The organism is Sphingobium sp. KCTC 72723 (assembly GCF_014280435.1).
Taxonomy (GTDB): Bacteria; Pseudomonadota; Alphaproteobacteria; order Sphingomonadales; family Sphingomonadaceae; genus Sphingobium.
In genome coordinates this window covers 4,245,784-4,265,823 of the sequence record NZ_CP060388.1, presented here as the reverse complement: position 1 = coordinate 4,265,823, position 20,040 = coordinate 4,245,784, and the positions used below count along the sequence as shown (strand labels likewise).

Sequence of the window (20,040 nt, the reverse complement as noted above, 5' to 3'; positions counted from 1 at the left end):
GCTATGAACAGGCGTGGTGAAGAAAGGGTTAAAGCGCCCGTTAAAGGGTCAGCCCGCCGACCCGGTTGAGCGTCGATTGACCGGCCACCATGTCGCAAATCTCCGCCGACAGCGCGATGGGGCGGATGCAGGCGGCGGCAGGGGTGCCAGCTACCGCTTCGGTCAGCCAGGAACCAAAGCCGCCATCGGCCAGATGATCCTCCAGCGTCGTCACGCTGCCATGGCGGGCGATCTGGTCGGGCTGCAACGGCTTGGCCGCCATGCCCCACAGCGGCAGCGACCAGACGGCCCGGCCATCCGCCCGCCCGATCGCCGCGCCCAGCGCCCCGCCGGTGGACAGCATGACATCGGCCTGCCCGCCGTCGCGCACGCTGACCCAGCGGCCCGGCGCAACATCTGGCACAGCGTCATGAAATTGCGGTTCGCCCGCCTTGCCCAGCCGCAGATAGGACGGGCCGGGATTGGCGACCAGCCAGCGCAGGCAGGCGCGCGTTTCCATCGGATCGCCGGGCGCTGCAATGACCATATTGGGCATCGACCGCATCAGCGCATAATCCTGCACCGCATGATGGGAATAGCCCAGCGCGCCATAGGACACCCCGCCCCCCACCGCGACCACGGTCACGGGCAGGCGGTGATGGTCGACATCGTTCCTGATCTGCTCGGCGCAACGGAATGTCGGGAAATTGGCAATCGAATAGGTAAAGACATGATAGCCTTCGCTGGCCATCCCGGCGGCCAGCCCGGTCATATTCTGTTCGGCGACGCCGGCATTGACGAAACGGTCGGGGAAGCGATCGGCAAATGGCTCGATCACATTATAGCCCAGGTCGCCGACGATCAGGGCGATATGGTCATGCGCCTGCGCCAGCGTCACCAGTTCGTCGATAAAGGCATTACGCATGAACCTGCGCCTCCCGGCCTTCGCCTTCAATTTCGGCCAGTGCCGCTTCCAGCAGTTGCGGCGTCGGGTTGCGGTAATGCCATTCCACCTTGTTTTCCATGAAGCTGACCCCCTTGCCCTTGGTCGTATGGGCGATCAGCATCATCGGCTTGCCCGGATCCCACGCAGCGCCCGTCATTGCCTGCGCCAGCGCGTCATGATCATGCCCGTCCACCTCGCGCACGGCCCAGCCAAAGGCCGCGAATTTGGAATGGAGCGGTTCCAGCCGCAGCGTTTCGTCCACGCTGCGCAGGCTCTGCAACTTGTTATAATCCAATATGCACAACAGGTTATCCAGACCATGATGCGCAGCGAACAGCGCCGCTTCCCAATTGCTGCCCTCGCCCCATTCGCCATCACTGGTCAAAACGACCGTGCGCCACCCCATGCCGCGCCGCTTGGCCGCCAGCGCCTTGCCGGTGCCGAACGGCAATCCATGCCCCAGCGCGCCGGTGGAAAATTCCGACCCCGGCACCTTATGGCTGATATGCGCCATCAGCATCGACCCGTCAGTGCCATAGCTGTCCAGCAGCGTGCGATCGATGAACCCGGTTTCGGCCAGCGCGGCATAGACCGCGACGCAGGCATGACCTTTGGACAGGATGAAACGGTCGCGGTCAGGATGGTCCGGCGTAGTGGCGCTGACTCGCAGCGCCCCGCCATAAAGCACGGCCATGATGTCGGTTATCGAAAGCGCCGATCCGATATGCGAAGCCTTCGCCCGCGTCACCATGCGCAGCGCCTGACACCGGATTCGCTGCGCCAGCAACCGTGTGTCCTGTGGCGCGGCCGCGATAAAATCTGTGTCGTTCATGCCTGCACCTTCGGCAGATATGGTTAAGATTTCATCAACCATGTTCGGCTAGGCCATGCGCATGAAGCACGCACCCATCATCGCTGCCCGCGCTTGCCCCCTTTGCGGCGCAGGGCCGGATCAGGCCGAACCCTTCCTGTCCGACACGCGCGACGAAAGCCGGGTCAGCGCATCCAGCTTTGCCTCGCGCAAGGTGCCGGAATATATGAGCCACGCCATGGTCCGGTGCCGCGCCTGCGACCTGGCCTATGTCGATCGGCCACCCGCCGTCGCCACGCTCGCCGCCAGCTATCATGCCGCCGACTATGACAGCGCGGAGGAAGCGGAGGATGCCGCCGACGCCTATGCCGTTGCGGTTCGCCCGGTGCTGGCGCTGCTGAACAGCCGCGTTTCGGCACTGGAAATCGGCACCGGAACCGGCGCTTTCCTTGAGCGGCTGGGCGACGCAGGCTTCACCCGACTGATCGGCATCGAACCGTCGAGCGCCGCGATCGCCGCTGCCCCTGCCCATCGCCGCCCCTGGATTTACGAAGGCATTTTCGAGGACGCCGATGTCGCGCCCGAAAGCCTCGACCTCATCTGCTGCTTCATGACGCTGGAACATGTGCAGGATCCCGGCGCACTGGTGGCGGCGGCCCATCGCCTGCTCAAACCCGGCGGCGTGTTCGTGGGCGTCACCCATGACCGGCGCGCATGGCTCAACCGCCTGCTGGGGCGACGCTCGCCGATCGTCGATATCGAACATATGCAGCTTTTCTCGGCCCAAAGCGCCCGGCGCCTGTTGCAGCAGCATGGCTATAACGCCGTCGGCGGGGCCAGTTTCCGCAACCGCTACCGCCCCAGCTATTGGCTGCGCCTGATGCCGATGCCCGACTCGCTGAAACAACGCCTGACCCGCGCCCTGCGTGGATCATGGCTCGACAGCCGCAAATTGTCCGTCAATGTCGGCAATTATATGAGCTGGGGTTTCAAGCCGCTGTGATCGCAGTGCCTGCCCCTCTATCGCGATGGAAGTGCGGCGCATGACCGCATCGACCGACAGCGAACATTTCCGCCCGATCCCGGTGCGGTTCGATGCGTCCATGCTCTCGCGCATCCTCTTTGCCCTGCGCTGCCTCATCGACCTGCAACTCGGCACCATCTGGTCCTTCCTCAAACCCCGCCTTGCCCCGCTGCGCGGCGACCTGCTCGACGTGGGGTGCGGCGAAATGCCCTATCGCCGCCTGCTGCCGCCATCGGTGCGCTACACCGGCATAGACGTGCCGCAGGCCAGCGCCTTCAGCATGGCGGGCAATGCAGAAGTCGTTCCCTTCGACGGCGCATATATTCCCTTCCCCGACGCCAGTTTCGATACGGTCCTGTGTACCGAAGTGCTGGAACATGCGCCCGAACCTGCCGCGCTGATCGCGGAAATGGAGCGGGTGCTGAAACCGGGCGGCACCCTGATCGCGACTGTCCCCTTTTCCGCGCGAGTGCATTACGCGCCCTATGATTTCCACCGCTTCTCCCGCTACGCGCTGGCGCGGATGTTCGGCACATTCGCCAACGTCCAAATCACGGAGCGCGGCAACGACATTGCCGTCATCGCCAACAAGCTGATCGTGCTGGCCATGCGCATGGTGCGACCATCGCGCTACATGCTCGTCCAATGGCCGCTGCTGCTGCCGTTGCTCCCCGTCACTCTTGTCTTCCTGCTGATGGCCCATCTCAGCATGGCGCTTGGGCTTGGTTCCAAAGACGACAGCCTGGGCTATGCGATCGTCGCCACTCGCCGATAACGCGCGAAGATCGCCCCTTAACCCGGCCCCGCATTTCCTCTATCACGCCGGGATGGATACCCCCTCCCTGCGCCAGCTGGACATATTCGCGCAGATGGTGGCGGCAGGCAGCATCACGCGCTGCGCCAGTGACATGGGCGTGTCGGTAGATCAGATCGCGCGCGATATGGCCTCGCTGGAAATGCGACTGGGCTATCGTCTGTTCGACGATCTGACCGGCGCGGCGCGGCTGACCCCTGCCGGGCGCAAGACGGCGCAGGCGATGACGCTGTTGTCGCAGGACGCACCGGAAGATTGGGACGCGGTCCAGGTCGATCCCCCTACCCTGCCGGTCCCCGTACCTGCCCCCGCATCCCCGCGCCAGACGATCACCCTGGCCGCCCCCGCCCAGGTATTCGGCCAGGTGCAGGACGCACTGTCTACGTTCGAAGCTGCAAATGACGACATCGCTATCGCGCTCGACCTGCACGTCCTTTCATCAGCGGATGCGGCGCGCGCCTTGCAGTCCGGCCGTGCCGACATCGCCTATTTCTACGCGCTGGAGGAACCGGCCGACCTCCCGTCCCGCTATGGCTGGTCGGAACCTGTCAGCCTCTATGCCGGGACCAATCATCCGCTTGCCCGCGCCGACGTCGTATCGCGCGCCGACATTGCCATCACGCCCGCCCTCGCGCTGGACCGCAGCAATGCCATGCGCGCCATCATTGAAGCTGCCCTCGTCCGGGGCCGCGCCGACACTGGTCCCGTCGCACTGGAAAGCGACAATATGTTCGCGATTCTTGCCGCACTGCGCGAAGGCGCAGGCATCTTTGCAGCCTTCGGCCCGCTGGCGCGCGATCTGGGGCGGATGGATGGTATCAGGCGGCTGGCGCTCGACATGCCGCTGCCCGCCGTCGAAATCCGGCAGGCGCTTGGCCCCCGCGCGGCAGAAACCCCCGCAGTCGAGGCATTGGCGAAATTTCTGTTCCTCTAATCGCCCTTTTATGACGCAGCGCGGCAAAAAAGCGACGAACGGAAGTTGATATGATGTAACATCGTGTTACACAGTCTCATTCGCATCATTTCAGGGTATCCGCCACCTATGTCTCTCTCGCTGTCGCTTCGCGCCGGTTGCGCCCTGTGTGCGCTCTCCATCGCCCTGCCCGTCATGGCCCAGACGGCACCTGCCGACGAGGCCGACCAGAGCGCCTATCATGACAATCGCGCCGACATCGTCGTCACTGCGCTCATCCCCCGGCGGCAGGGCGACATATTATCCGGCACCACCGTCGTCACCGGGGACAAGCTGACGCGCGAACTGCGCTCCACCATCGGCGAAACGCTGGCGCGGCAGCCCGGCGTTTCCTCTACCTCCTTCGGTCCCAACGCATCGCGCCCCATATTGCGCGGCTTTCAGGGGGAGCGGGTCCGCATCCTGACCGACGGTATCGGCAGCTTCGACGTGTCGAACACCTCGGTCGATCATGCCGTCGCCATCAACCCGCTGACTGCCGACCGGATCGAAGTGCTGCGTGGCCCTGCCGCCCTACTTTATGGATCGTCCGCCATCGGCGGCGTGGTCAATGTCATCGACAGCCGCATCCCGCGCCGCGTGCCGGACGAACCCATCCATGTCGAAGGCATCGCCACCTATGGCAGCGCCGCGAACGAACGCACCGTCGGCGGCGAAATCGAAGCGCCCTTGAGCGAGAATTTCGTCATCCATCTGGACGGCAGCTACAACCGCAGCGACGACCAGCGCACCGGCAGCTATATCCTGTCCAAACCGCTGCGCGCCATCGCCGCTGCGTCGGACGACGCCGAAGTGCGGGCGGACGGCCAGTTGAAAGGCAAGCTGCCCAATACGGCGGCGGAGACATGGGAAGTCGCGGGCGGCTTTGCCTATATCAACGATCGCGGCAGCCTGGGCATCTCCGTCTCCCACACCGACAATCGCTATGGCGTGCCAGCACGCTTCGACCTGTCGGACGATCATGCGGGGGAAGAGGAAGGCCACAGCCATGAGGATGTAACGCTGGCCATGCGCCAGACCCGCGCCGACCTGCGCGGCGAAATCGCGACCAATGGCGGCTTCCTCGACACCATCCGCCTGCGCGCGGGCTGGGCCGATTACCAGCATCAGGAAATCGAACCATCGGGCGAAGTCGGCACCACCTTCTACAACCAGTCGATGGAAAGCCGGCTGGAATTCATCCAGTCCCGCCGGGGCGGATGGGACGGCGCGTTCGGCGCGCAATTTTTCACCCGCCGCTTTCAGGCGATCGGGGAAGAGAAATTCCTGCCCAAGAATGAAACCAACCAGTTGGGCCTGTTCACTCTGCAATCGCTGGATCTGGGCGACATCCGGCTAGAGGCTGGCGCGCGTTACGAACATACCGACCTGTCGGCCAATGCCGATGCGGACCTGTTCACCGGAGGGGCGCGGCGCAGCTTCAACGCGCTGTCCGGGTCGCTCGGCATCAGCCAGGCGGTCGTGCCGGGCTGGCGCATCGGCCTGAACGCCTCACGCAGCGAACGCGCGCCATCGGCGGAAGAATTGTTCGCGCGCGGCAATCATGCCGGAACGCAGGCGTTCGAACTGGGCGATCCCGATTTTACCAAGGAAAAAAGCTGGGGCGTCGAAGCCACGCTGCGCGGCAAGGGCGAAGGGTACAGCATCAGCCTGGCCGCCTATCACAACTGGTTCAACGGCTATATCTACGACGCGATCGTCGCCGACAGCGTGTGTCAGGGGGCCAATGGCGGCGCGGACCTGGAATTTCCCTGCTACGCCTATGCGCAGGCGGACGCACGCTATTACGGGTTCGAGGCGGAAGCCACGCTCAAGCTGGCGCAGGTCGGCAGCTATGCGATCAATTTCGACGGCGTGGCCGATTATGTCCGCGCCACGATCAAGGGCAGCGGCCCTGCGCCGCGCATCCCGCCGCTGCGTCTGCTGGGCGGACTGGAAGCGCAGGGCGACCGGCTGAGCCTGCGCGGCGAAGTGGAGCATGTGTTCGATCAGGATCGCATCGCCGCGTCGGAAACCACGACCAATGGCTATACGATGGTCAACGCATCCCTCTCGATCAAGCCGTTCAGGGGCAATGACCGCACCACATTGATGCTGTCGGCCAATAATATCTTCGACGTGGACGCCCGCCGTCATGCCAGCGTCCTCAAGGACTTCGCCCCGCTAGCGGGCCGCGACATCCGCGTAACGGCGCGCTTTTCGCTGTAACGGGACGTTCCGGCGCGCTTCCTCGCCCAACCACCCGATCCAGAGTCATACTGTCGGGTGGCTGGGCGGGGGAGCGGGCCGGAACCGTGCTTCCAAAACAGAATGCGACTCGGATCGGGGGCGGTGCGATACCGCCCCGATTGCACATTGTGACAATATCGTTACAGGGTGCAGCGATGCGTCAGATCGCCGCCCTGCCCTATACCACCAGTGCCGATGGCGCGATGCAGATCCTGCTGATCACATCGCGCGATACCGGCCGCTGGGTGATTCCCAAGGGCAACCGGATCAAGGGGCTGTCGGGCCACCGCGCCGCCGAACTGGAAGCCTATGAGGAAGCGGGCATCCACGGCATTGCCTGCCCCGCGTCCCTTGGCCGCTACCGTTACGACAAGCGCAAGCGCAACGGCAACGCCCGCGAAGCCACGGTGGAAGTATTCCCGCTCGCGGTCACGGGCCAGTTGGCGCACTGGCCCGAAAAGGGGCAGCGGGAATTGCGCTGGTTTTCCGTGCGCGACGCTGCAAGCGCGGTCGACGAACCCGATCTTCAGGCCATCATAGCCGCCTTCCGCGAACCGCCCCGCCAGCCGGGTCGGTTCATTGCGATGCTGCTGTGGTTCAGAGATAAACAAAATGAAAGGACGGCTATGTTCAGCTGGTTTCATGCGCTGATGCCCAAACAGGGCCGCTTTTTCGAACAGTTCGAAGCGCACACTGTCACATTGGTGGCCGGTGCCGACGCGCTCGCCCGCCTGCTCAAGGGCGGTCCCGACATGGCCGACCATATCAAGACCATTTCGGACCGCGAACATGAGGCGGACGACATCATCCGCGAAGTGTTGCAGGACGTGCGCCGCATCTTCGTCACCCCCTTCGACCGCAGTGCCATCACTGGCCTGATCGGTGTGATGGACGACGCCATCGACCAGATGAACCAGACCGCCAAGGCGATCGCCCTGTTCGAAGTCACCGAATTTTCAGCGCAGATGCAGGATATGAGCGCCATCATCGTGGAATGTGCGCGCATCACCGCCGAAGCCATGCCGCTGCTGCGCTCGCTTAACCTCAACGCCACGCGGCTGCATGAATTGACCGAGCGGCTGGTGAAGCTGGAAGGTCATGCCGACACGCTGCACGAATCGGGGCTGAAGGCGCTCTATGCGCAGGCGCGGCTGGGCAATCCGATGGACTTCATCGTCGGCAACGAAATCTATTCCCATCTGGAAAAGGTCACTGACCGGTTCGAGGATGTCGCCAACGAAATTTCCGGCCTGGTCATCGACCACGCCTGATCCTGCCGGAACCGGATAGATCCCATGGAAGCCCATATCGCCTTTCCGCTGCTGGTCGCACTGATCGGCGTCGCGCTGGCCTTCGATTTTCTCAACGGCCTGCACGACGCGGCGAACTCCATCGCCACGATCGTGTCGACGCGCGTGCTGAAACCGCAATATGCGGTCGCCTGGGCCGCCTTCTTCAACTTCATCGCCTTCCTCTTCTTTGGCCTGCATGTCGCCGAAACCGTGGGGAAGGGCATTGTCGAAGCCAGCATCATCACGCCCCAAGTCATATTCGGCGCGCTGATGGGGGCAATCGTCTGGAACCTCATCACCTGGGGGCTGGGCATCCCGTCCTCGTCCAGCCACGCGCTGATCGGCGGCCTGCTGGGCGCAGGCACGGCCAAGGCGGGGCTTGGCGCGGTGGTATGGAGCGGCGTGTTCAAGACCAGCGCGGCGATCGTCATGTCGCCCGCCATCGGCCTCATGCTGGCGCTGCTTTTGGTATTGTTGATCAGCTGGATCTTCCGCCGCTTCACGCCGCAGGGCGCGGACCGGGTATTCCGCAAGCTGCAACTGGTGTCCGCGTCGCTTTATTCGCTGGGCCATGGCGGCAATGACGCACAAAAGACGATGGGGATCATCGCGGTGCTGCTCTATTCGCAGGGCATGTTGCAGGGGGAGTTTCACGTTCCCTTCTGGGTCGTGCTGTCCTGTCAGGCGGCAATGGGCGTCGGCACCTTGCTGGGCGGGTGGAAAATCGTCCACACCATGGGGTCGAAAATCACCCGGCTGACCCCGGCGCAGGGCTTCTGCGCGGAAACCGGCGGCGCGATCACCCTGTTCCTGGCGACCCATCTGGGCATTCCGGTGTCCACCACCCACACCATCACTGGCGCGATCGTGGGCGTGGGCGCGTCACGGCGACTGTCGGCGGTGCGGTGGAACGTCGCATCCAGCATCGTCGTCGCCTGGGTCGTCACTCTGCCCGCCGCCGCCGCGATCGGCGCAGGCTTTTACTGGCTGACTCTTCTTTTTTGATCGGAAGGCCCGCACCGGCCCTCTCCCCCACCCGACCGCCTATTCAGGATATTCTGTGGGCGGTCGGGTGGGGAAAGGGCCGGTGCGGGCTTGCTTCAGTTATGCTGAAGCCAGATTACGCCACCCGGCCGAGGCGGTGATAGAGATTGGCATATTTGACCGATTCAGGCTGGTCCTGAACCTCGCGCAGATAATGGGCAATGGCCGTGCGGATCAGGCCGAAATCTTCGGGCGAGAACACCGCGCGCGAACGGGCGGGCTGGGGATGGCCGGTGGTGTCATCCATGGTCTGGGTGGTCATGATCCTGTCCTTTCGTTGCGCCGTCGGTGCGGCTGATAGACACCGACATAGACATAGATTCGCGTTTGCGAAGGACGATTGGTGGCCGCATGTCATGATAGGATTTGGTATAACTGTCATTCTATGACATTATGACTATATGGCAGAGCTGACCGACCGCAAACTCTATCTTGGCCCCAAGCTGCGCGTGCTGCGCCGCGAACTGGGCCTGAACCAGACCCGCATGGCCGAGGAGCTGGGCGTTTCCCCCAGCTATCTCAACCATCTGGAGCGCAACCAGCGGCCATTGACCGCGCAGATGCTGCTGCGCTTGGCCAATACCTATGACATCGACATTCGTGACTTCACCGCGTCCCCGGTGGAGGGCGGCGCCCATGAACTGGGCGAAATATTGTCCGACGCGCTGGTGCGCGACATCGGCATTGCCCGCGACGAAGTGCTGGAAGTCGCCGAAAATTATCCCGGCGTCAGCGAAGCGATTGCCCGTTTCTACCGCGCGCTGGCCGACCTGCGCCGCCTGCCCGGCGAATCGCTGGCGGGGGATCGTGGTCCCGCCCCGCTGGTTGCCCCGGTCGACTGGCTGCGCGAAGCCATCGCGCGCGCGGGCAATCATTTCGCGGAAATCGACGCAGGCGCGGAAAGCATCGCTGCATCCATGAGCGACGACCCCGCCCTGCTCCAGGCCGAATTGCGCGCCCGCTTGAAGGACCGGCATGGCATGGCCGTTCAGGTCGTGCGCGCCGACATATTGGCCGGAACGCTGCGCCATTATGACATGCACCGCCGCCGCCTGATGCTTAGCGAACGGCTGCCTGCGTCCGGGCGGCTGTTCGCCATCGCCTATCATCTGTGCGCGCAGGAACTGGCCGAAGCCATCGCCGCGCAGGTCGCGCGCGCCAGTCCGCCGGACGAGGACAGCCGCCGCCTCGCCACCATCGCGCTGACCAACTATGCCGCCGCCGCATTGGTCATGCCCTATGACCGTTTCCGCCAGGCCGCCGAACACAGCCGCCACGACCTGCCGCTGCTGCGCGACCGCTTCGGCGTGTCGACCGAACAACTGGCCCATCGCCTGACCAGCCTCAATCGCACCGGCGCGCGCGGCATCCCCTTCTTCATGGTCAAGATGGACCGGGCGGGCATCGTGTCCAAACGGTTCGATGGCGAAGCCTGGCCCTTCGCCCGCTACGGCAGCCCCTGCCCCCGCTGGGACGCGCAGGACGCCCGCACGGTGGACCGGGTCGAATCGCAACTGATCGAGACGCTGGACGGCCGCCGCTTCGTCACACTGGCAATGGCGCTGCCCCGCAACGCGCCGGACGCACGCAGTCGATCCGTGATCGCGCTGGGGTGCGAGGCCAAGCATGGCGGGCGCATCGCCCATGCCGACGGCATCGACATGGACAAGGATGAAGCAACGGAGGTCGGCCCGACCTGTCACCTGTGCGAACGCCGCGCCTGCCCCGACCGCGCCCTGCCGCCCGTCACCCGCGCGCTGGACCTGCACAGTTATGAACGGACGGCCGCGCCCTTCCCGTTCCGGCGGGTGTGACGGACGCGCCTCACCACAATATCCCTTCCTTGTCGGGCCGCATTGGCGGGGGCGCATCGTCGCCAATCGCCTGAAGCAGGTCGATCTCGATCGTCCGGCACATGGCGCTCAGCGGCAAATCATGCGGACTATTGTCGAACGGATCGACCAGATCATCGCCGATCGCCAGCACCGCCAGGAACATCAGGCCCGCCAGCGTGGACCCCAGCGGCGTCGCCAGTCCCATCGTCTCGACCAGCCCGATCGGCAGCAAGATGCACATCAAATGGGTGAACAGCGTCGGAAAGAAACGATATTGCACCGGCAACGGCGTGTTCTTCAGCCGCTCCATCCCGCCCTGCGCATTGGCGATGTCCACCAGCACCGCTTCCATCGCCGCCTGCTGAATCGTGTCGATCCAGCCGCGCTGCCGCGCCTCGTCAATGCGCCGCCCGGTGCCGTCCAATATGCCGTTGGCGACATTCACGCGCGCCAGCGCCAGATCCGCGTCACCCTTCGACAGAAATCGCGCCACGTCACTATCGGGCTTTTGCCGCCGCAACTGGCACCGCAGCGCGTGGACATAGGCGATCTGGCGCTTGACCAGTCCGCGCTTTTCTGTCCGCGCCTCCTCGGGCAGGAAATTACGCGCCTGCCGCGCCAGATTGCGGCTGGCGTTGATCATCAGCCCCCACAGCCCGCGCCCTTCCCACCAGCGCTGATAGGCCGAATTGCTGCGGAACCCCAAAAACAGCACCAGCGCGGAGCCGAACAGAGTCAAAGGCAGCGACGGCGCGGTGAAGGGCATGAGGAAATAGGTGACCGTGACGATCACGTCCCACACGAACAGCAGCGCCAGCGGCTTCCATACCTCGCGGATGATCTGCTTGATGCCCGGAGTCGCGGTGACGATCATGATATGGCCTGTTGCCGAATTGGACGAAGCTGACGGGGCAAATACACCGCGTCAGTTCGCGCCGACAGCAGCGCCCTGCGTCGCGCGAAACGCGCCGGTGGACGCCGCGCTGGCTGCTTCCGTCGCATTATCGGCATATTTATCCGACGCATTGGCCATCGCCAAAGCAACGCCCGAAGCGGGACGCACCGCAAACCATTCGGCCCGGTCGATCGCGATCAGAAAGGCCAGGCTGCCCAGACCGAAGCAAAGCAGCATGAGCGATCCTGCCGCCTTCTCGATCAGCGTGCGACGATCCTTATTGTCCGACTGATTCATGACTATGCACTCCATCCTGTGTTGCGTTCATCCAAACTAGGAAGTCGGCAAGATGGATGCGTGGCCGGGATGTAAGATAATATTGCTGTGCCGCAGCAGGCGTGCGTACGCGGCGAATAGCCCGATAAAGCAACATTTTCTTACGAAGCAGGATGCTTGCGGACAGGCTTTGTTCGCGATTGCAGCACATGGAAGCCGCCCCTGCATCGCAAAGGAAGGGCGCTTTTGGCCCTGCGCCCAAATCCATACGCAGTCATACCGGCGCAAGTTCCGCCATCTTAAAACATCGGTCCTCGGCAGCGGACCGGGGGATCCCATCCCCGACCCTCGAACGCAAAAAAAGGGCCGCCCTTTCGGACGACCCTTCTTTATCTCTCTCCCTGCGGACAGGGATGATCCGTCGCTGGCTCAGTCGGCCTTCGACTGGAGATTCACCGCAGCATATTTGCCGCGACGATCGACTTCCAGTTCGAAGTCCAGACGGTCGCCTTCATTGAGGGCGGCCATGCCAGCGCGTTCGACGGCGCTGATGTGGACGAATGCGTCGGGCTGGCCGTCATCGCGCTGAATGAAGCCGAAGCCCTTCATCGCGTTGAAGAACTTCACCGTGCCGCTGGAGCGTTCGCCGGTCAGCTGACGCTGCGGGCCACCACGGTCCGCACCGCCGCCAAAGCCGCCGGGCGCTGCACCGAAACCACCGGCGCGCGGTTCGCGCGGTTCACGCGGCGGACCGCGATCGGTGACGGGGAGCGGTTCGCCTTCGATCTTCAGGTCAGTCGCCGACACCTTGCCACCACGATCGACCAGCGTGAAACCAAGCTGCTGACCTTCGGCCAGGCCGGTCAGGCCAGCCTGCTCGACTGCGCTGATGTGTACGAACACGTCTTCGCCGCCATCATCACGCACGACAAAGCCGAAGCCCTTTTGCCCGTTGAAGAATTTAACGACGCCAGTGCCTTCGCCAACGACCTGGGCCGGCATTCCGCCGCGACCACCGCCGCCGCCGAAACCACCACCGCCGCCGCCGCCGAAGCCGCCGCCACGGGGCGCGCCGCCGCCGAAGCCGCCGCGATCACCACCGCCGCCGCCGCCGCCGAAGCGATCACCGCCGCCGAAGCCACCGCCGCCACCGCCGCCGAAGCGATCACCGCCGCCGAAGCCGCCGCCAAAACCGCCGCGACCACCGCCACCGCCGCCAGCGCCCTGGTCGTAAAAGTTGTCGTCGCCGAAACCGTCGCGCTTATCCTTGCCGCGCCCGCCGCGGCGACCTCTGTCAAAACTCATGCCCTGTTAGTCACTTTCGCTTCGCCCCAAGACCAATCGGACAAAACATGTCGGGCGAATGACATGCACAATCCACCGCGTAAGGCGGGTTTGGGAATCACTATATCAACTTTTCGGGACAGCGCGAATGATTTTCACCGATCACGTCACCTTGTGTTTTTAACGCGATATATCGCGCCGCGCGAACCCCGACCGAACGCGCCGATTGCGAGCGCGCCGCTTTACGCATAGGGGGGTGGCATGACCGTCCATTTCCATGAAGAAGATCTGCCCGCAGGCGTGCTTGCCCCCGGCCCGATCGCCGTAGACACCGAAACCATGGGGCTTATCACCCCGCGCGACCGCCTGTGCGTGGTCCAGATCAGCGATGGCAAGGGCGATGAACATCTGGTGCGGTTCAGCGCGGGCAGCGATTATGCCGCGCCCAACCTGCGCGCCGTGCTGGCCGACCCGGAACGGTTGAAACTCTATCATTTCGGCCGGTTCGATATTGCCGCGATCCAGCATTATCTGGGCGTGGTCGCAGCGCCTGTCTATTGCACCAAGATCGCATCGCGCCTGATTCGCACCTATACCGATCGCCACGGACTGAAAGAACTGGTCCGCGAACTGCTGGGCCAGGACATCAGCAAGCAGCAGCAGTCGAGCGACTGGGGCAACCCCAATCTGTCGGACGCGCAAAAAGATTATGCCGCGTCGGACGTGCGCTTCCTCCACGCGCTGCGCACCGAACTCGACAAGCGCCTGATCCGCGAAGGCCGCATGGAACTGGCGCAGGCCTGTTTCGATTTCCTGCCGCACCGCGCCGCGCTCGACCTGGCCGGTTGGCCGGAGATCGACATTTTCGCGCATATGTAAGGGAAGCGAGCGCTCGCCATCATGTCCGTTCAGGCCGATCAGCAACGCGATGTGCGCCGTCAATGGGCGCAGCCGGGGGGCAGCCATGACCGTCTGGTCGGCACGCTCAAAAACTGGCTGCCCGTGGCGGTCGGCGTGCTGAGCGCGCTGCTGGCCACCGCGCCCTTCACCGGCGGCGACAAGGTCAGCTTCGTCCTCGACAAGAATAAGGTCGAAGTGGCCAAGGAACGGATGCGCGTGACCGAAGCGCTCTATCGCGGGCAGGACAGCAAGGGGCAGCCCTTTTCCCTGCGCGCGGGATCGGCCGTGCAGAAAAGCTCGCGCGAGCCGGTCGTGGATTTGAACAGCATGTCCGCGCGCATCCTCCTGTCCGATGGCCCCGCCACGCTCACCGCGCAAAAGGGCCGCTACGACATGGAAACCGAGCGGGTGGGCATAGAAGGCCCGGTGCAATTCGAAGCGGCGGGCGGATATCGCCTGACCACGCGCGACGTGGGCATTGACCTCAAAACCCGGCGGATGCGCAGCGCGGGCCGGGTCGACGGGCGCATCCCCATTGGCACGTTCAGCGGCGACCATCTGGAAGCGGACATGGCCGCGCGCACGGTGACCCTGAATGGCCGGGCCAGCTTGCGCATCGAACAAAATGGCCTCAAAGGGCGGAAGTGATGAAAGCCTCCATATTCCTCCTGCCGATCGGTGCCGTGGGTGCCGCTGGCCTGATGTTCGCCAGTGCCATGTTCGCTGGTGCCGATGCGCAGGTGATGCGCAACCATGACAGCAACGCCCCGGTCAATTTCAACGCCGACCGGATCGAGGTACAGGACCGCGCCGACCGCGTCGTCGTGTCCGGCAATGTCGAAGTGACGCAGGCCGGCATGACGCTCAACGCCGCGCGCATGACCGTCGCCTACAGCAAGCAGCCAAGCGGCGGCACCAATGGCGTGGACATCGACCGCATCGACGCATCGGGCAATGTCGTCGTGACCAAGGCGGACCAGACCGCACGCGGCAATGTCGCCATCTACGACCTCAACAGCAAGCTGATCACCATGCTGGGCAATGTGTCGCTGACGCAAGGGGCCAACCGGTTGACCGGCGGACGGCTGGTCATGGACCTCAACACCGGGCGCTCCACGGTCGATGGTCGCGCATCGGGCGGCGCGCCGGGTGCCGTGGGTAGCGGCGGCGGGCGCGTGACGGGGACGTTCACGGTGCCGCAGCGGAGGAATTGACGTTGGTTGGTTACGAGATGTGCAGGGAATAAAAATCCTCTCCTGCGAGGGGAGGATGGCAAAAAACGACCATTTGGGGTCATTGCACCTTTTCGCTTCTCTGCCTGGGAACGGATGCCCCTTCTCCGTCACCCCAGCGCAGGCTGGGGTCTCAGGCGGTCACATGATAAGGTCTGAGAGGTCACGCCATTCGGGATTGCTCTCCTCAATGAGCCGGATTTTCCATGCACGCTTCCATGCCTTGAGTGCTTTCTCACGGGCAATGGCGAATATGATGTCATCATGCGGTTCGGCAAGGACAAGGCGCGTCAGGCCATATTTCTTGCAGAAGGCAGAACCCGTGCCAGTGCGATGTTGTTCGACCCGCGCGGCAAGGTCTGCCGTGACGCCGATATACAGGACGCCCCTTGCCTTATTGGTCATGATGTAAGTGAAGCCGCCTCGCGCCATGCCCTATTGTTGCGCACCTTCGCCTGAGATGCCAGCCTACGCTGGCATGACGGAGAGGGGGCGTCCACTCCCCACCCCTTATACCGTTACCCCAGCGAAAGCTGGGGTCTCAGGCGATAGCAGGATGAGGCTTGAGAAGGGCGAACAGGCATTGCGCGCACGCTACCGCCTGAGATGCCAGCCTGCGCTGGCATGACGAGTCAGAGCGCTCCCCCCTATGGCCGCACGTCCCACCGCACCACCCGCACCGCGCCCTTCTCCACCACCAGCTCCCCGAACGCGCCGGTCCGCAGCTTGAGCGAGGCCAGCGGCCGCCCCGCCGCCAGCAGCGCGAATCGCGCCGCGCCGTTGCTCGTCACCAGCAGGTCCGCGCCCGTGCCATCCTCCGCAAAGAACGCCCGCCACGCCGCGATGCGGGTATCGGCATCGACCAGCCAGCCATCGGGCGCGATGCCGCGTTCGTCCCAGTCGGCAATCGCCTGCGCGCCGATCCGCGCGACCACATCGGCCTCGACGCGATTCTCGTCCGGCCCATGGTCGATTTCGCCCAGCCAGTCGCGCGTGCCGTCGGGCGCATGATCGCACGCTTGCGCAATCGCCTGCGCCGTTTCGCGCGCGCGCAGCAGCGGGCTGGTCAGCAGCCGCGCGACCGGCACCCCCTCCCCCGCGAACCACGCGCCCAGCCGCTGCGCCTGCGCCCGCCCGCTTTCCACCAGCGGAATGTCGGTGCGCGCGCCCACCCGGCGCGCAGGCTCGCCGGGAGCAAATGTATTGCCATGGCGAATGATGAAGATGCGGCGCATCACAGCGGCGGCGTGGGGTCGCCATGCAGCGCGATCAGCGCCTCGACACGGGTAATGTCCGCCTCGGTATCGATGCCGCTGCTATCGAAGGATGGCGGATCGACCGGCACCGTCATCACCGGGATGCCCAGTTCCAGCAGCCGCAACTGCTCCAGCCCCTCCAATTCCTCCAGCACGGTCGGCGGCGCTGCCTCGAACGCGCGCAACGCATCGAGCGCATAGCCATAAAGGCCGACATGCCGCCACACCGGCGACCGTGGCTGGCTGGCGCGCAGGGCGTCCTCGCCCCGAATCGCGGGAATGATGTTTTTCGAAAACCACAGCGCCCTGCCATCGGGCGCGCGGGCGCAGGTGGTGCCGCTGAACGGCGAGCGCGTCTTATGATCGCGCAACGCATCGAGCGCGCGCCAGTCGAGCGCGATCACCGGCGTCGCAACTGGCGCGCCCGCTTCCAGCGCAGCGATCACCGCCCCCAGCGCCCCGGTCGGCTGAAAGGGCGAATCCCCCTGCAAATTCACGATAAATTGCGGCACGACGTCCTGCGCCAGCGCGGCGGCCAGCGCCCGCCCGGACCCGGTCGCAATCGCGCTGTCGGTCATCACTGCCTCGCACCCGACCGCACGAACATGATCGGCAATTTCGTCATCATCCGTCGCTACGGTCAACGCCACGCCGTCACGCGCACCAATGGCCGCGCGTGCCATGGCAATGGTGCGATGGAGCAGCGTGCGCCCGGCGATCGACCGCAGCGGCTTGCGCGGCAGGCGGGACGACCCGGCCCGCGCGGGAATGACGACCAGAAGGCTCAGGCGACCCCGGCGTGCAACAAATCATGCATATGGACCGCCCCGACCAGCCGCCCGCGATCGCACACGAACAACAGCATGACATTGCGTTCGTGCATCAACAGCAACGCTTCCTGCGCCAGTTCTTCCGGCCCGACCGCCAGCGGCGTCGGCGTCATGAACCGGCCCACCGCTTCGGTCAGGTTCTGCTTGCCCGTCACCGCACGGCGCAGGTCGCCGTCCGTGAACGCGCCGATCAGCGCGCCGGTGGAATCGACCACCGCCGTGCCGCCCAGCCGGGCGCGCGTCATTTCGATGGTCGCGTCCAGCAGCGAAGCCTCCTCGCCCACGCTTGGCACAGCATCGCCCTTGGCCATCAATTCGCGCACCTTGATCAGTTGCGCGCCCAATTTGCCGTTGGGATGGAATTTGTGGAAATCATCGGCGGAAAATCCGCGCATTTCCATCAGCGAAATGGCCAGCGCATCGCCGAATGCCATCTGCACCGTGGTGGACGTGGTGGGGGCCATCGTTGCGGGGCAGGCTTCCGGCACGTCGGGCATCAACATGCACACATCGGCAGCGGTCGCCACGGTGCTGTTGGCCTGCGCCGTCATCGCCAGCAACGGGATGGCGAAGCGCTTGCAATATTGGATGATCGGCCCAAGTTCGGTGGACTCGCCCGAATGGGACAGCATCAACACGACATCGTCCGGCGTCACCATGCCCAGATCGCCATGCCCCGCGTCGGCGGGATGCAGGAAAATGGCAGGCGTGCCGGTGGAGGTCAGCGTCGCCGTCATCTTACGCGCGACGATGCCGCTCTTGCCGATGCCGGTCACGATCACGCGGCCGCGCACATTGATGAATATGCCGATCAAACGCAGGAAAGTGGCGGAAAAATCGCGATCGGCAAATTGCGCTTCCAGCGCATTGAGACCTGATGCCGCCACGGAAAGGCTGCGACATGCAGTTTGGATGATCCGTCCCCCCGATCCGAACGGGACGATTTTCGATGCTAGTGTCGACACGCGCTTGCCCTTTTTTCCGCACGCCAGCACCGGATATCCGGTTGCCTTGCACGGTGACGAAGCACCGTAAACGGTGCGTCGTAACGTCCCTTGTTCCGCGACCCCTTAACCAGTTTACCAAACCAGCACGGGCGTCTGTCTACGCTGTTTCAGCTACTTATGGCAAACCATTTTGCAAGTGCGGAAATGTTTCCAACGTGCAATTGCTTCGCATCGTCGCGAATGTCGGGATAGCAGGCGCAAAGCCAAAGACGCGCCTTTACGCCTTCCTGCCGCGCTTCTTGTGCGCCGCAACACGGACTTCATCCATTCTTGTGATAGTCGCGATACCATTGGACGAATCGCGGCACGCCGGATTCTATTCCGGTCGTCGGGGCAAAACCGATGTCGTGCGCAATTGCGCTGATGTCGGCGAAAGTGGCCGGAACGTCACCCGGCTGCATCGGCTGAAAATCAATCTGCGCCTTGGTCCCCAACGCATCTTCCAGCACGGCGATCAGGTGCATCAACTCCTCCGGCCGGTTGTTGCCGATATTGTAGAGCCGGTGCGGCGCGCGGCTGCCACCCGGCTTAGGCGCGCCATCATCGGCCGGAGGATGGTCCAGGCAACCGACCACGCCCGACACGATATCGTCGATATAGGTGAAGTCGCGCTGCATCCGACCATGGTTGAACACCGGGATCGGCTGCCCTGCCAATATCTTCGACGTGAATATCCACATCGCCATGTCGGGCCGCCCCCACGGGCCATAGACAGTGAAGAAACGCAGCCCGGTCATGGGGATGCGGAACAGATGGGCATAGGTTTCGCTCATCAGTTCATCGGCGCGCTTGGTTGCGGCGTATAGCGACACCGGATGATCCGCCCGGTCCTCTACCCGGAAAGGCAGCGTATCGTTGCCGCCATAGACGGAGGAGGAGGACGCATAGACCAGATGCCGCACCCGCCGTTCGCGCGCCAGTTCCAGCAGGTTGACATGCCCCGCCAGGTTCGACCGGACATAGGCGTGCGGGTTGATCAGCGAATAGCGGACCCCCGCCTGCGCACCCAGATGGACGATCGCCTCGATCACCTGATCGGCCAGCGCGTGCTGCACTGCCTCCATGTCGGCAAAATCCAGTTCGTGGAACGTGAACAGCTTGCCATGCGCGGCACGCAGCCGGTCCAGCCGTGCCTGCTTGAGGGACACCGGATAATAATCGTTCATATTGTCGATGCCGACGACGGCATGACCCTGCGCCATCAGCCGGTCGGCAACGGCCATGCCGATGAAGCCGGCCGCCCCGGTGATCAATATCGTCATGCCACAATCTCCAACCGCAAATCGCCCATTGCGTCACAACCAATATGGCGGGCTTTGTAAAGGGACTTGTCCCCGCGCCACGCCGACTTGTCCGCTCCATGACGGACAATGTTTAGGCTTTCCCTAATCTTTGCCTTCTATGCCCGAACGC

At 64.0% G+C, this 20,040-nt stretch carries 21 protein-coding genes; 10 read left to right on the top strand and 11 right to left on the bottom strand.

Annotated features, from left to right (window positions below):
- Positions 1–40: 40 nt before the first annotated feature.
- Together SPBM01_RS20765 and SPBM01_RS20760 are read right to left on the bottom strand one after the other, a co-directional pair.
- Positions 41–904, bottom strand: coding sequence for a transketolase family protein (locus SPBM01_RS20765; protein WP_188063332.1), 864 nt, complete (start codon positions 902–904; stop codon positions 41–43).
- On the bottom strand, positions 897–1,757 hold the full coding sequence (locus tag SPBM01_RS20760; RefSeq protein ID WP_188063331.1) for a transketolase: 861 nt from the start codon (positions 1,755–1,757) through the stop codon (positions 897–899). The genes SPBM01_RS20765 and SPBM01_RS20760 overlap by 8 nt, the downstream gene beginning before the upstream one ends.
- Before the next feature lie 61 nt (positions 1,758–1,818).
- On the opposite strand from SPBM01_RS20760, the gene SPBM01_RS20755 reads away from it, so the two are divergent.
- The 6 genes from SPBM01_RS20755 to SPBM01_RS20730 all read left to right on the top strand — a co-directional run bounded on the left by SPBM01_RS20755 (position 1,819) and on the right by SPBM01_RS20730 (position 9,073).
- Complete coding sequence (locus tag SPBM01_RS20755) at positions 1,819–2,739, top strand: class I SAM-dependent methyltransferase (RefSeq protein WP_262504282.1); 921 nt, start codon at positions 1,819–1,821, stop codon at positions 2,737–2,739.
- A gap of 40 nt (positions 2,740–2,779) precedes the next feature.
- Positions 2,780–3,535 (top strand): class I SAM-dependent methyltransferase, encoded by a 756-nt coding sequence (locus SPBM01_RS20750; protein WP_188063330.1) that lies wholly within the window; start codon positions 2,780–2,782, stop codon positions 3,533–3,535.
- A 52-nt stretch (positions 3,536–3,587) separates the two neighbouring features.
- The gene (locus SPBM01_RS20745; protein WP_188063329.1) at positions 3,588–4,508 is read left to right on the top strand and encodes a LysR family transcriptional regulator; all 921 of its coding nucleotides are present in this window, start codon (positions 3,588–3,590) and stop codon (positions 4,506–4,508) included.
- Between the two features lie 108 nt (positions 4,509–4,616).
- Positions 4,617–6,755 carry a TonB-dependent receptor gene (locus SPBM01_RS20740; RefSeq protein ID WP_188063328.1) on the top strand — a complete coding sequence of 713 codons (2,139 nt, stop codon included), beginning with the start codon at positions 4,617–4,619 and terminating at the stop codon, positions 6,753–6,755.
- Between the two features lie 176 nt (positions 6,756–6,931).
- Complete coding sequence (locus SPBM01_RS20735; protein WP_188063327.1) at positions 6,932–8,047, top strand: DUF47 family protein; 1,116 nt, start codon at positions 6,932–6,934, stop codon at positions 8,045–8,047.
- Between the two features lie 24 nt (positions 8,048–8,071).
- Positions 8,072–9,073, top strand: coding sequence for an inorganic phosphate transporter (locus tag SPBM01_RS20730; protein WP_188063326.1), 1,002 nt, complete (start codon positions 8,072–8,074; stop codon positions 9,071–9,073).
- A gap of 115 nt (positions 9,074–9,188) precedes the next feature.
- Here the strand turns inward: SPBM01_RS20730 and SPBM01_RS20725 are convergent, their stop codons facing one another.
- Complete coding sequence (locus SPBM01_RS20725) at positions 9,189–9,374, bottom strand: hypothetical protein (RefSeq protein WP_188063325.1); 186 nt, start codon at positions 9,372–9,374, stop codon at positions 9,189–9,191.
- A gap of 139 nt (positions 9,375–9,513) precedes the next feature.
- On the opposite strand from SPBM01_RS20725, the gene SPBM01_RS20720 reads away from it, so the two are divergent.
- The gene (locus tag SPBM01_RS20720) at positions 9,514–10,926 is read left to right on the top strand and encodes a short-chain fatty acyl-CoA regulator family protein (protein ID WP_188063324.1); all 1,413 of its coding nucleotides are present in this window, start codon (positions 9,514–9,516) and stop codon (positions 10,924–10,926) included.
- Positions 10,927–10,936: 10 nt separating this feature from the next.
- Here SPBM01_RS20720 and SPBM01_RS20715 read toward each other — a convergent pair whose 3' ends face one another.
- The 3 genes from SPBM01_RS20715 to SPBM01_RS22135 form a co-directional block, all read right to left on the bottom strand.
- Positions 10,937–11,821 carry a bestrophin family protein gene (locus SPBM01_RS20715; RefSeq protein ID WP_188063323.1) on the bottom strand — a complete coding sequence of 295 codons (885 nt, stop codon included), beginning with the start codon at positions 11,819–11,821 and terminating at the stop codon, positions 10,937–10,939.
- A 51-nt stretch (positions 11,822–11,872) separates the two neighbouring features.
- Positions 11,873–12,139 carry a hypothetical protein gene (locus SPBM01_RS20710; protein ID WP_188063322.1) on the bottom strand — a complete coding sequence of 89 codons (267 nt, stop codon included), beginning with the start codon at positions 12,137–12,139 and terminating at the stop codon, positions 11,873–11,875.
- 408 nt (positions 12,140–12,547) lie between these two features.
- Positions 12,548–13,423: a cold-shock protein gene (locus SPBM01_RS22135; RefSeq protein WP_188063321.1), complete on the bottom strand. Its 876-nt coding sequence runs from the start codon at positions 13,421–13,423 to the stop codon at positions 12,548–12,550.
- Positions 13,424–13,663: 240 nt separating this feature from the next.
- Here SPBM01_RS22135 and SPBM01_RS20700 point away from each other — a divergent pair, with 240 nt between their 5' ends.
- Genes SPBM01_RS20700 through SPBM01_RS20690 form a run of 3 tightly spaced genes read left to right on the top strand, consistent with a single transcriptional unit; the run spans position 13,664 to position 15,516 of the window.
- Positions 13,664–14,281: a ribonuclease D gene (locus SPBM01_RS20700; RefSeq protein WP_188063320.1), complete on the top strand. Its 618-nt coding sequence runs from the start codon at positions 13,664–13,666 to the stop codon at positions 14,279–14,281.
- A gap of 21 nt (positions 14,282–14,302) precedes the next feature.
- Positions 14,303–14,950, top strand: coding sequence for an LPS export ABC transporter periplasmic protein LptC (locus SPBM01_RS20695; RefSeq protein WP_188063319.1), 648 nt, complete (start codon positions 14,303–14,305; stop codon positions 14,948–14,950).
- On the top strand, positions 14,950–15,516 hold the full coding sequence (locus tag SPBM01_RS20690; RefSeq protein ID WP_188063318.1) for an LptA/OstA family protein: 567 nt from the start codon (positions 14,950–14,952) through the stop codon (positions 15,514–15,516). The genes SPBM01_RS20695 and SPBM01_RS20690 overlap by 1 nt, the downstream gene beginning before the upstream one ends.
- 159 nt (positions 15,517–15,675) lie before the next feature.
- On the opposite strand, the gene SPBM01_RS20685 is transcribed toward SPBM01_RS20690, so the two are convergent.
- The 5 genes from SPBM01_RS20685 to SPBM01_RS20665 form a co-directional block, all read right to left on the bottom strand.
- The gene (locus SPBM01_RS20685; RefSeq protein ID WP_188063317.1) at positions 15,676–15,966 is read right to left on the bottom strand and encodes a GIY-YIG nuclease family protein; all 291 of its coding nucleotides are present in this window, start codon (positions 15,964–15,966) and stop codon (positions 15,676–15,678) included.
- A gap of 215 nt (positions 15,967–16,181) precedes the next feature.
- Positions 16,182–16,769, bottom strand: coding sequence for a histidine phosphatase family protein (locus SPBM01_RS20680; protein ID WP_188065869.1), 588 nt, complete (start codon positions 16,767–16,769; stop codon positions 16,182–16,184).
- Entirely contained in the window at positions 16,769–17,533 is a 765-nt protein-coding gene (locus tag SPBM01_RS20675; RefSeq protein ID WP_262504465.1) for a cytidylyltransferase domain-containing protein, read from the bottom strand. Before SPBM01_RS20675 ends, SPBM01_RS20680 begins: the two co-directional genes overlap by 1 nt.
- Positions 17,534–17,574: 41 nt before the next feature.
- Complete coding sequence (locus tag SPBM01_RS20670) at positions 17,575–18,534, bottom strand: SIS domain-containing protein (RefSeq protein WP_410483066.1); 960 nt, start codon at positions 18,532–18,534, stop codon at positions 17,575–17,577.
- A gap of 353 nt (positions 18,535–18,887) precedes the next feature.
- Complete coding sequence (locus SPBM01_RS20665) at positions 18,888–19,889, bottom strand: NAD-dependent epimerase/dehydratase family protein (protein ID WP_188063315.1); 1,002 nt, start codon at positions 19,887–19,889, stop codon at positions 18,888–18,890.
- Between the last annotated feature and the right edge of the window lie 151 nt (positions 19,890–20,040).

What these genes read in the sequence shown, in the direction of transcription:
- SPBM01_RS20745 (WP_188063329.1), top strand. Translation starts at nt 3,588, where the DNA reads ATGGATACCCCCTCCCTGCGCCAGCTGGACATATTCGCGCAGATGGTG.
- SPBM01_RS20760 (WP_188063331.1), bottom strand. Translation starts at nt 1,757, where the DNA reads ATGAACGACACAGATTTTATCGCGGCCGCGCCACAGGACACACGGTTG.
- SPBM01_RS20765 (WP_188063332.1), bottom strand. Translation starts at nt 904, where the DNA reads ATGCGTAATGCCTTTATCGACGAACTGGTGACGCTGGCGCAGGCGCAT.
- SPBM01_RS20750 (WP_188063330.1), top strand. Translation starts at nt 2,780, where the DNA reads ATGACCGCATCGACCGACAGCGAACATTTCCGCCCGATCCCGGTGCGG.
- SPBM01_RS20710 (WP_188063322.1), bottom strand. Translation starts at nt 12,139, where the DNA reads ATGAATCAGTCGGACAATAAGGATCGTCGCACGCTGATCGAGAAGGCG.
- SPBM01_RS20740 (WP_188063328.1), top strand. Translation starts at nt 4,617, where the DNA reads ATGTCTCTCTCGCTGTCGCTTCGCGCCGGTTGCGCCCTGTGTGCGCTC.
- SPBM01_RS20695 (WP_188063319.1), top strand. Translation starts at nt 14,303, where the DNA reads ATGTCCGTTCAGGCCGATCAGCAACGCGATGTGCGCCGTCAATGGGCG.
- SPBM01_RS20730 (WP_188063326.1), top strand. Translation starts at nt 8,072, where the DNA reads ATGGAAGCCCATATCGCCTTTCCGCTGCTGGTCGCACTGATCGGCGTC.
- SPBM01_RS20700 (WP_188063320.1), top strand. Translation starts at nt 13,664, where the DNA reads ATGACCGTCCATTTCCATGAAGAAGATCTGCCCGCAGGCGTGCTTGCC.
- SPBM01_RS20735 (WP_188063327.1), top strand. Translation starts at nt 6,932, where the DNA reads ATGCGTCAGATCGCCGCCCTGCCCTATACCACCAGTGCCGATGGCGCG.
- SPBM01_RS20755 (WP_262504282.1), top strand. Translation starts at nt 1,819, where the DNA reads ATGAAGCACGCACCCATCATCGCTGCCCGCGCTTGCCCCCTTTGCGGC.
- SPBM01_RS22135 (WP_188063321.1), bottom strand. Translation starts at nt 13,423, where the DNA reads ATGAGTTTTGACAGAGGTCGCCGCGGCGGGCGCGGCAAGGATAAGCGC.
- SPBM01_RS20680 (WP_188065869.1), bottom strand. Translation starts at nt 16,769, where the DNA reads ATGCGCCGCATCTTCATCATTCGCCATGGCAATACATTTGCTCCCGGC.
- SPBM01_RS20690 (WP_188063318.1), top strand. Translation starts at nt 14,950, where the DNA reads ATGAAAGCCTCCATATTCCTCCTGCCGATCGGTGCCGTGGGTGCCGCT.
- SPBM01_RS20720 (WP_188063324.1), top strand. Translation starts at nt 9,514, where the DNA reads ATGGCAGAGCTGACCGACCGCAAACTCTATCTTGGCCCCAAGCTGCGC.
- SPBM01_RS20685 (WP_188063317.1), bottom strand. Translation starts at nt 15,966, where the DNA reads ATGGCGCGAGGCGGCTTCACTTACATCATGACCAATAAGGCAAGGGGC.
- SPBM01_RS20665 (WP_188063315.1), bottom strand. Translation starts at nt 19,889, where the DNA reads ATGACGATATTGATCACCGGGGCGGCCGGCTTCATCGGCATGGCCGTT.
- SPBM01_RS20725 (WP_188063325.1), bottom strand. Translation starts at nt 9,374, where the DNA reads ATGACCACCCAGACCATGGATGACACCACCGGCCATCCCCAGCCCGCC.
- SPBM01_RS20715 (WP_188063323.1), bottom strand. Translation starts at nt 11,821, where the DNA reads ATGATCGTCACCGCGACTCCGGGCATCAAGCAGATCATCCGCGAGGTA.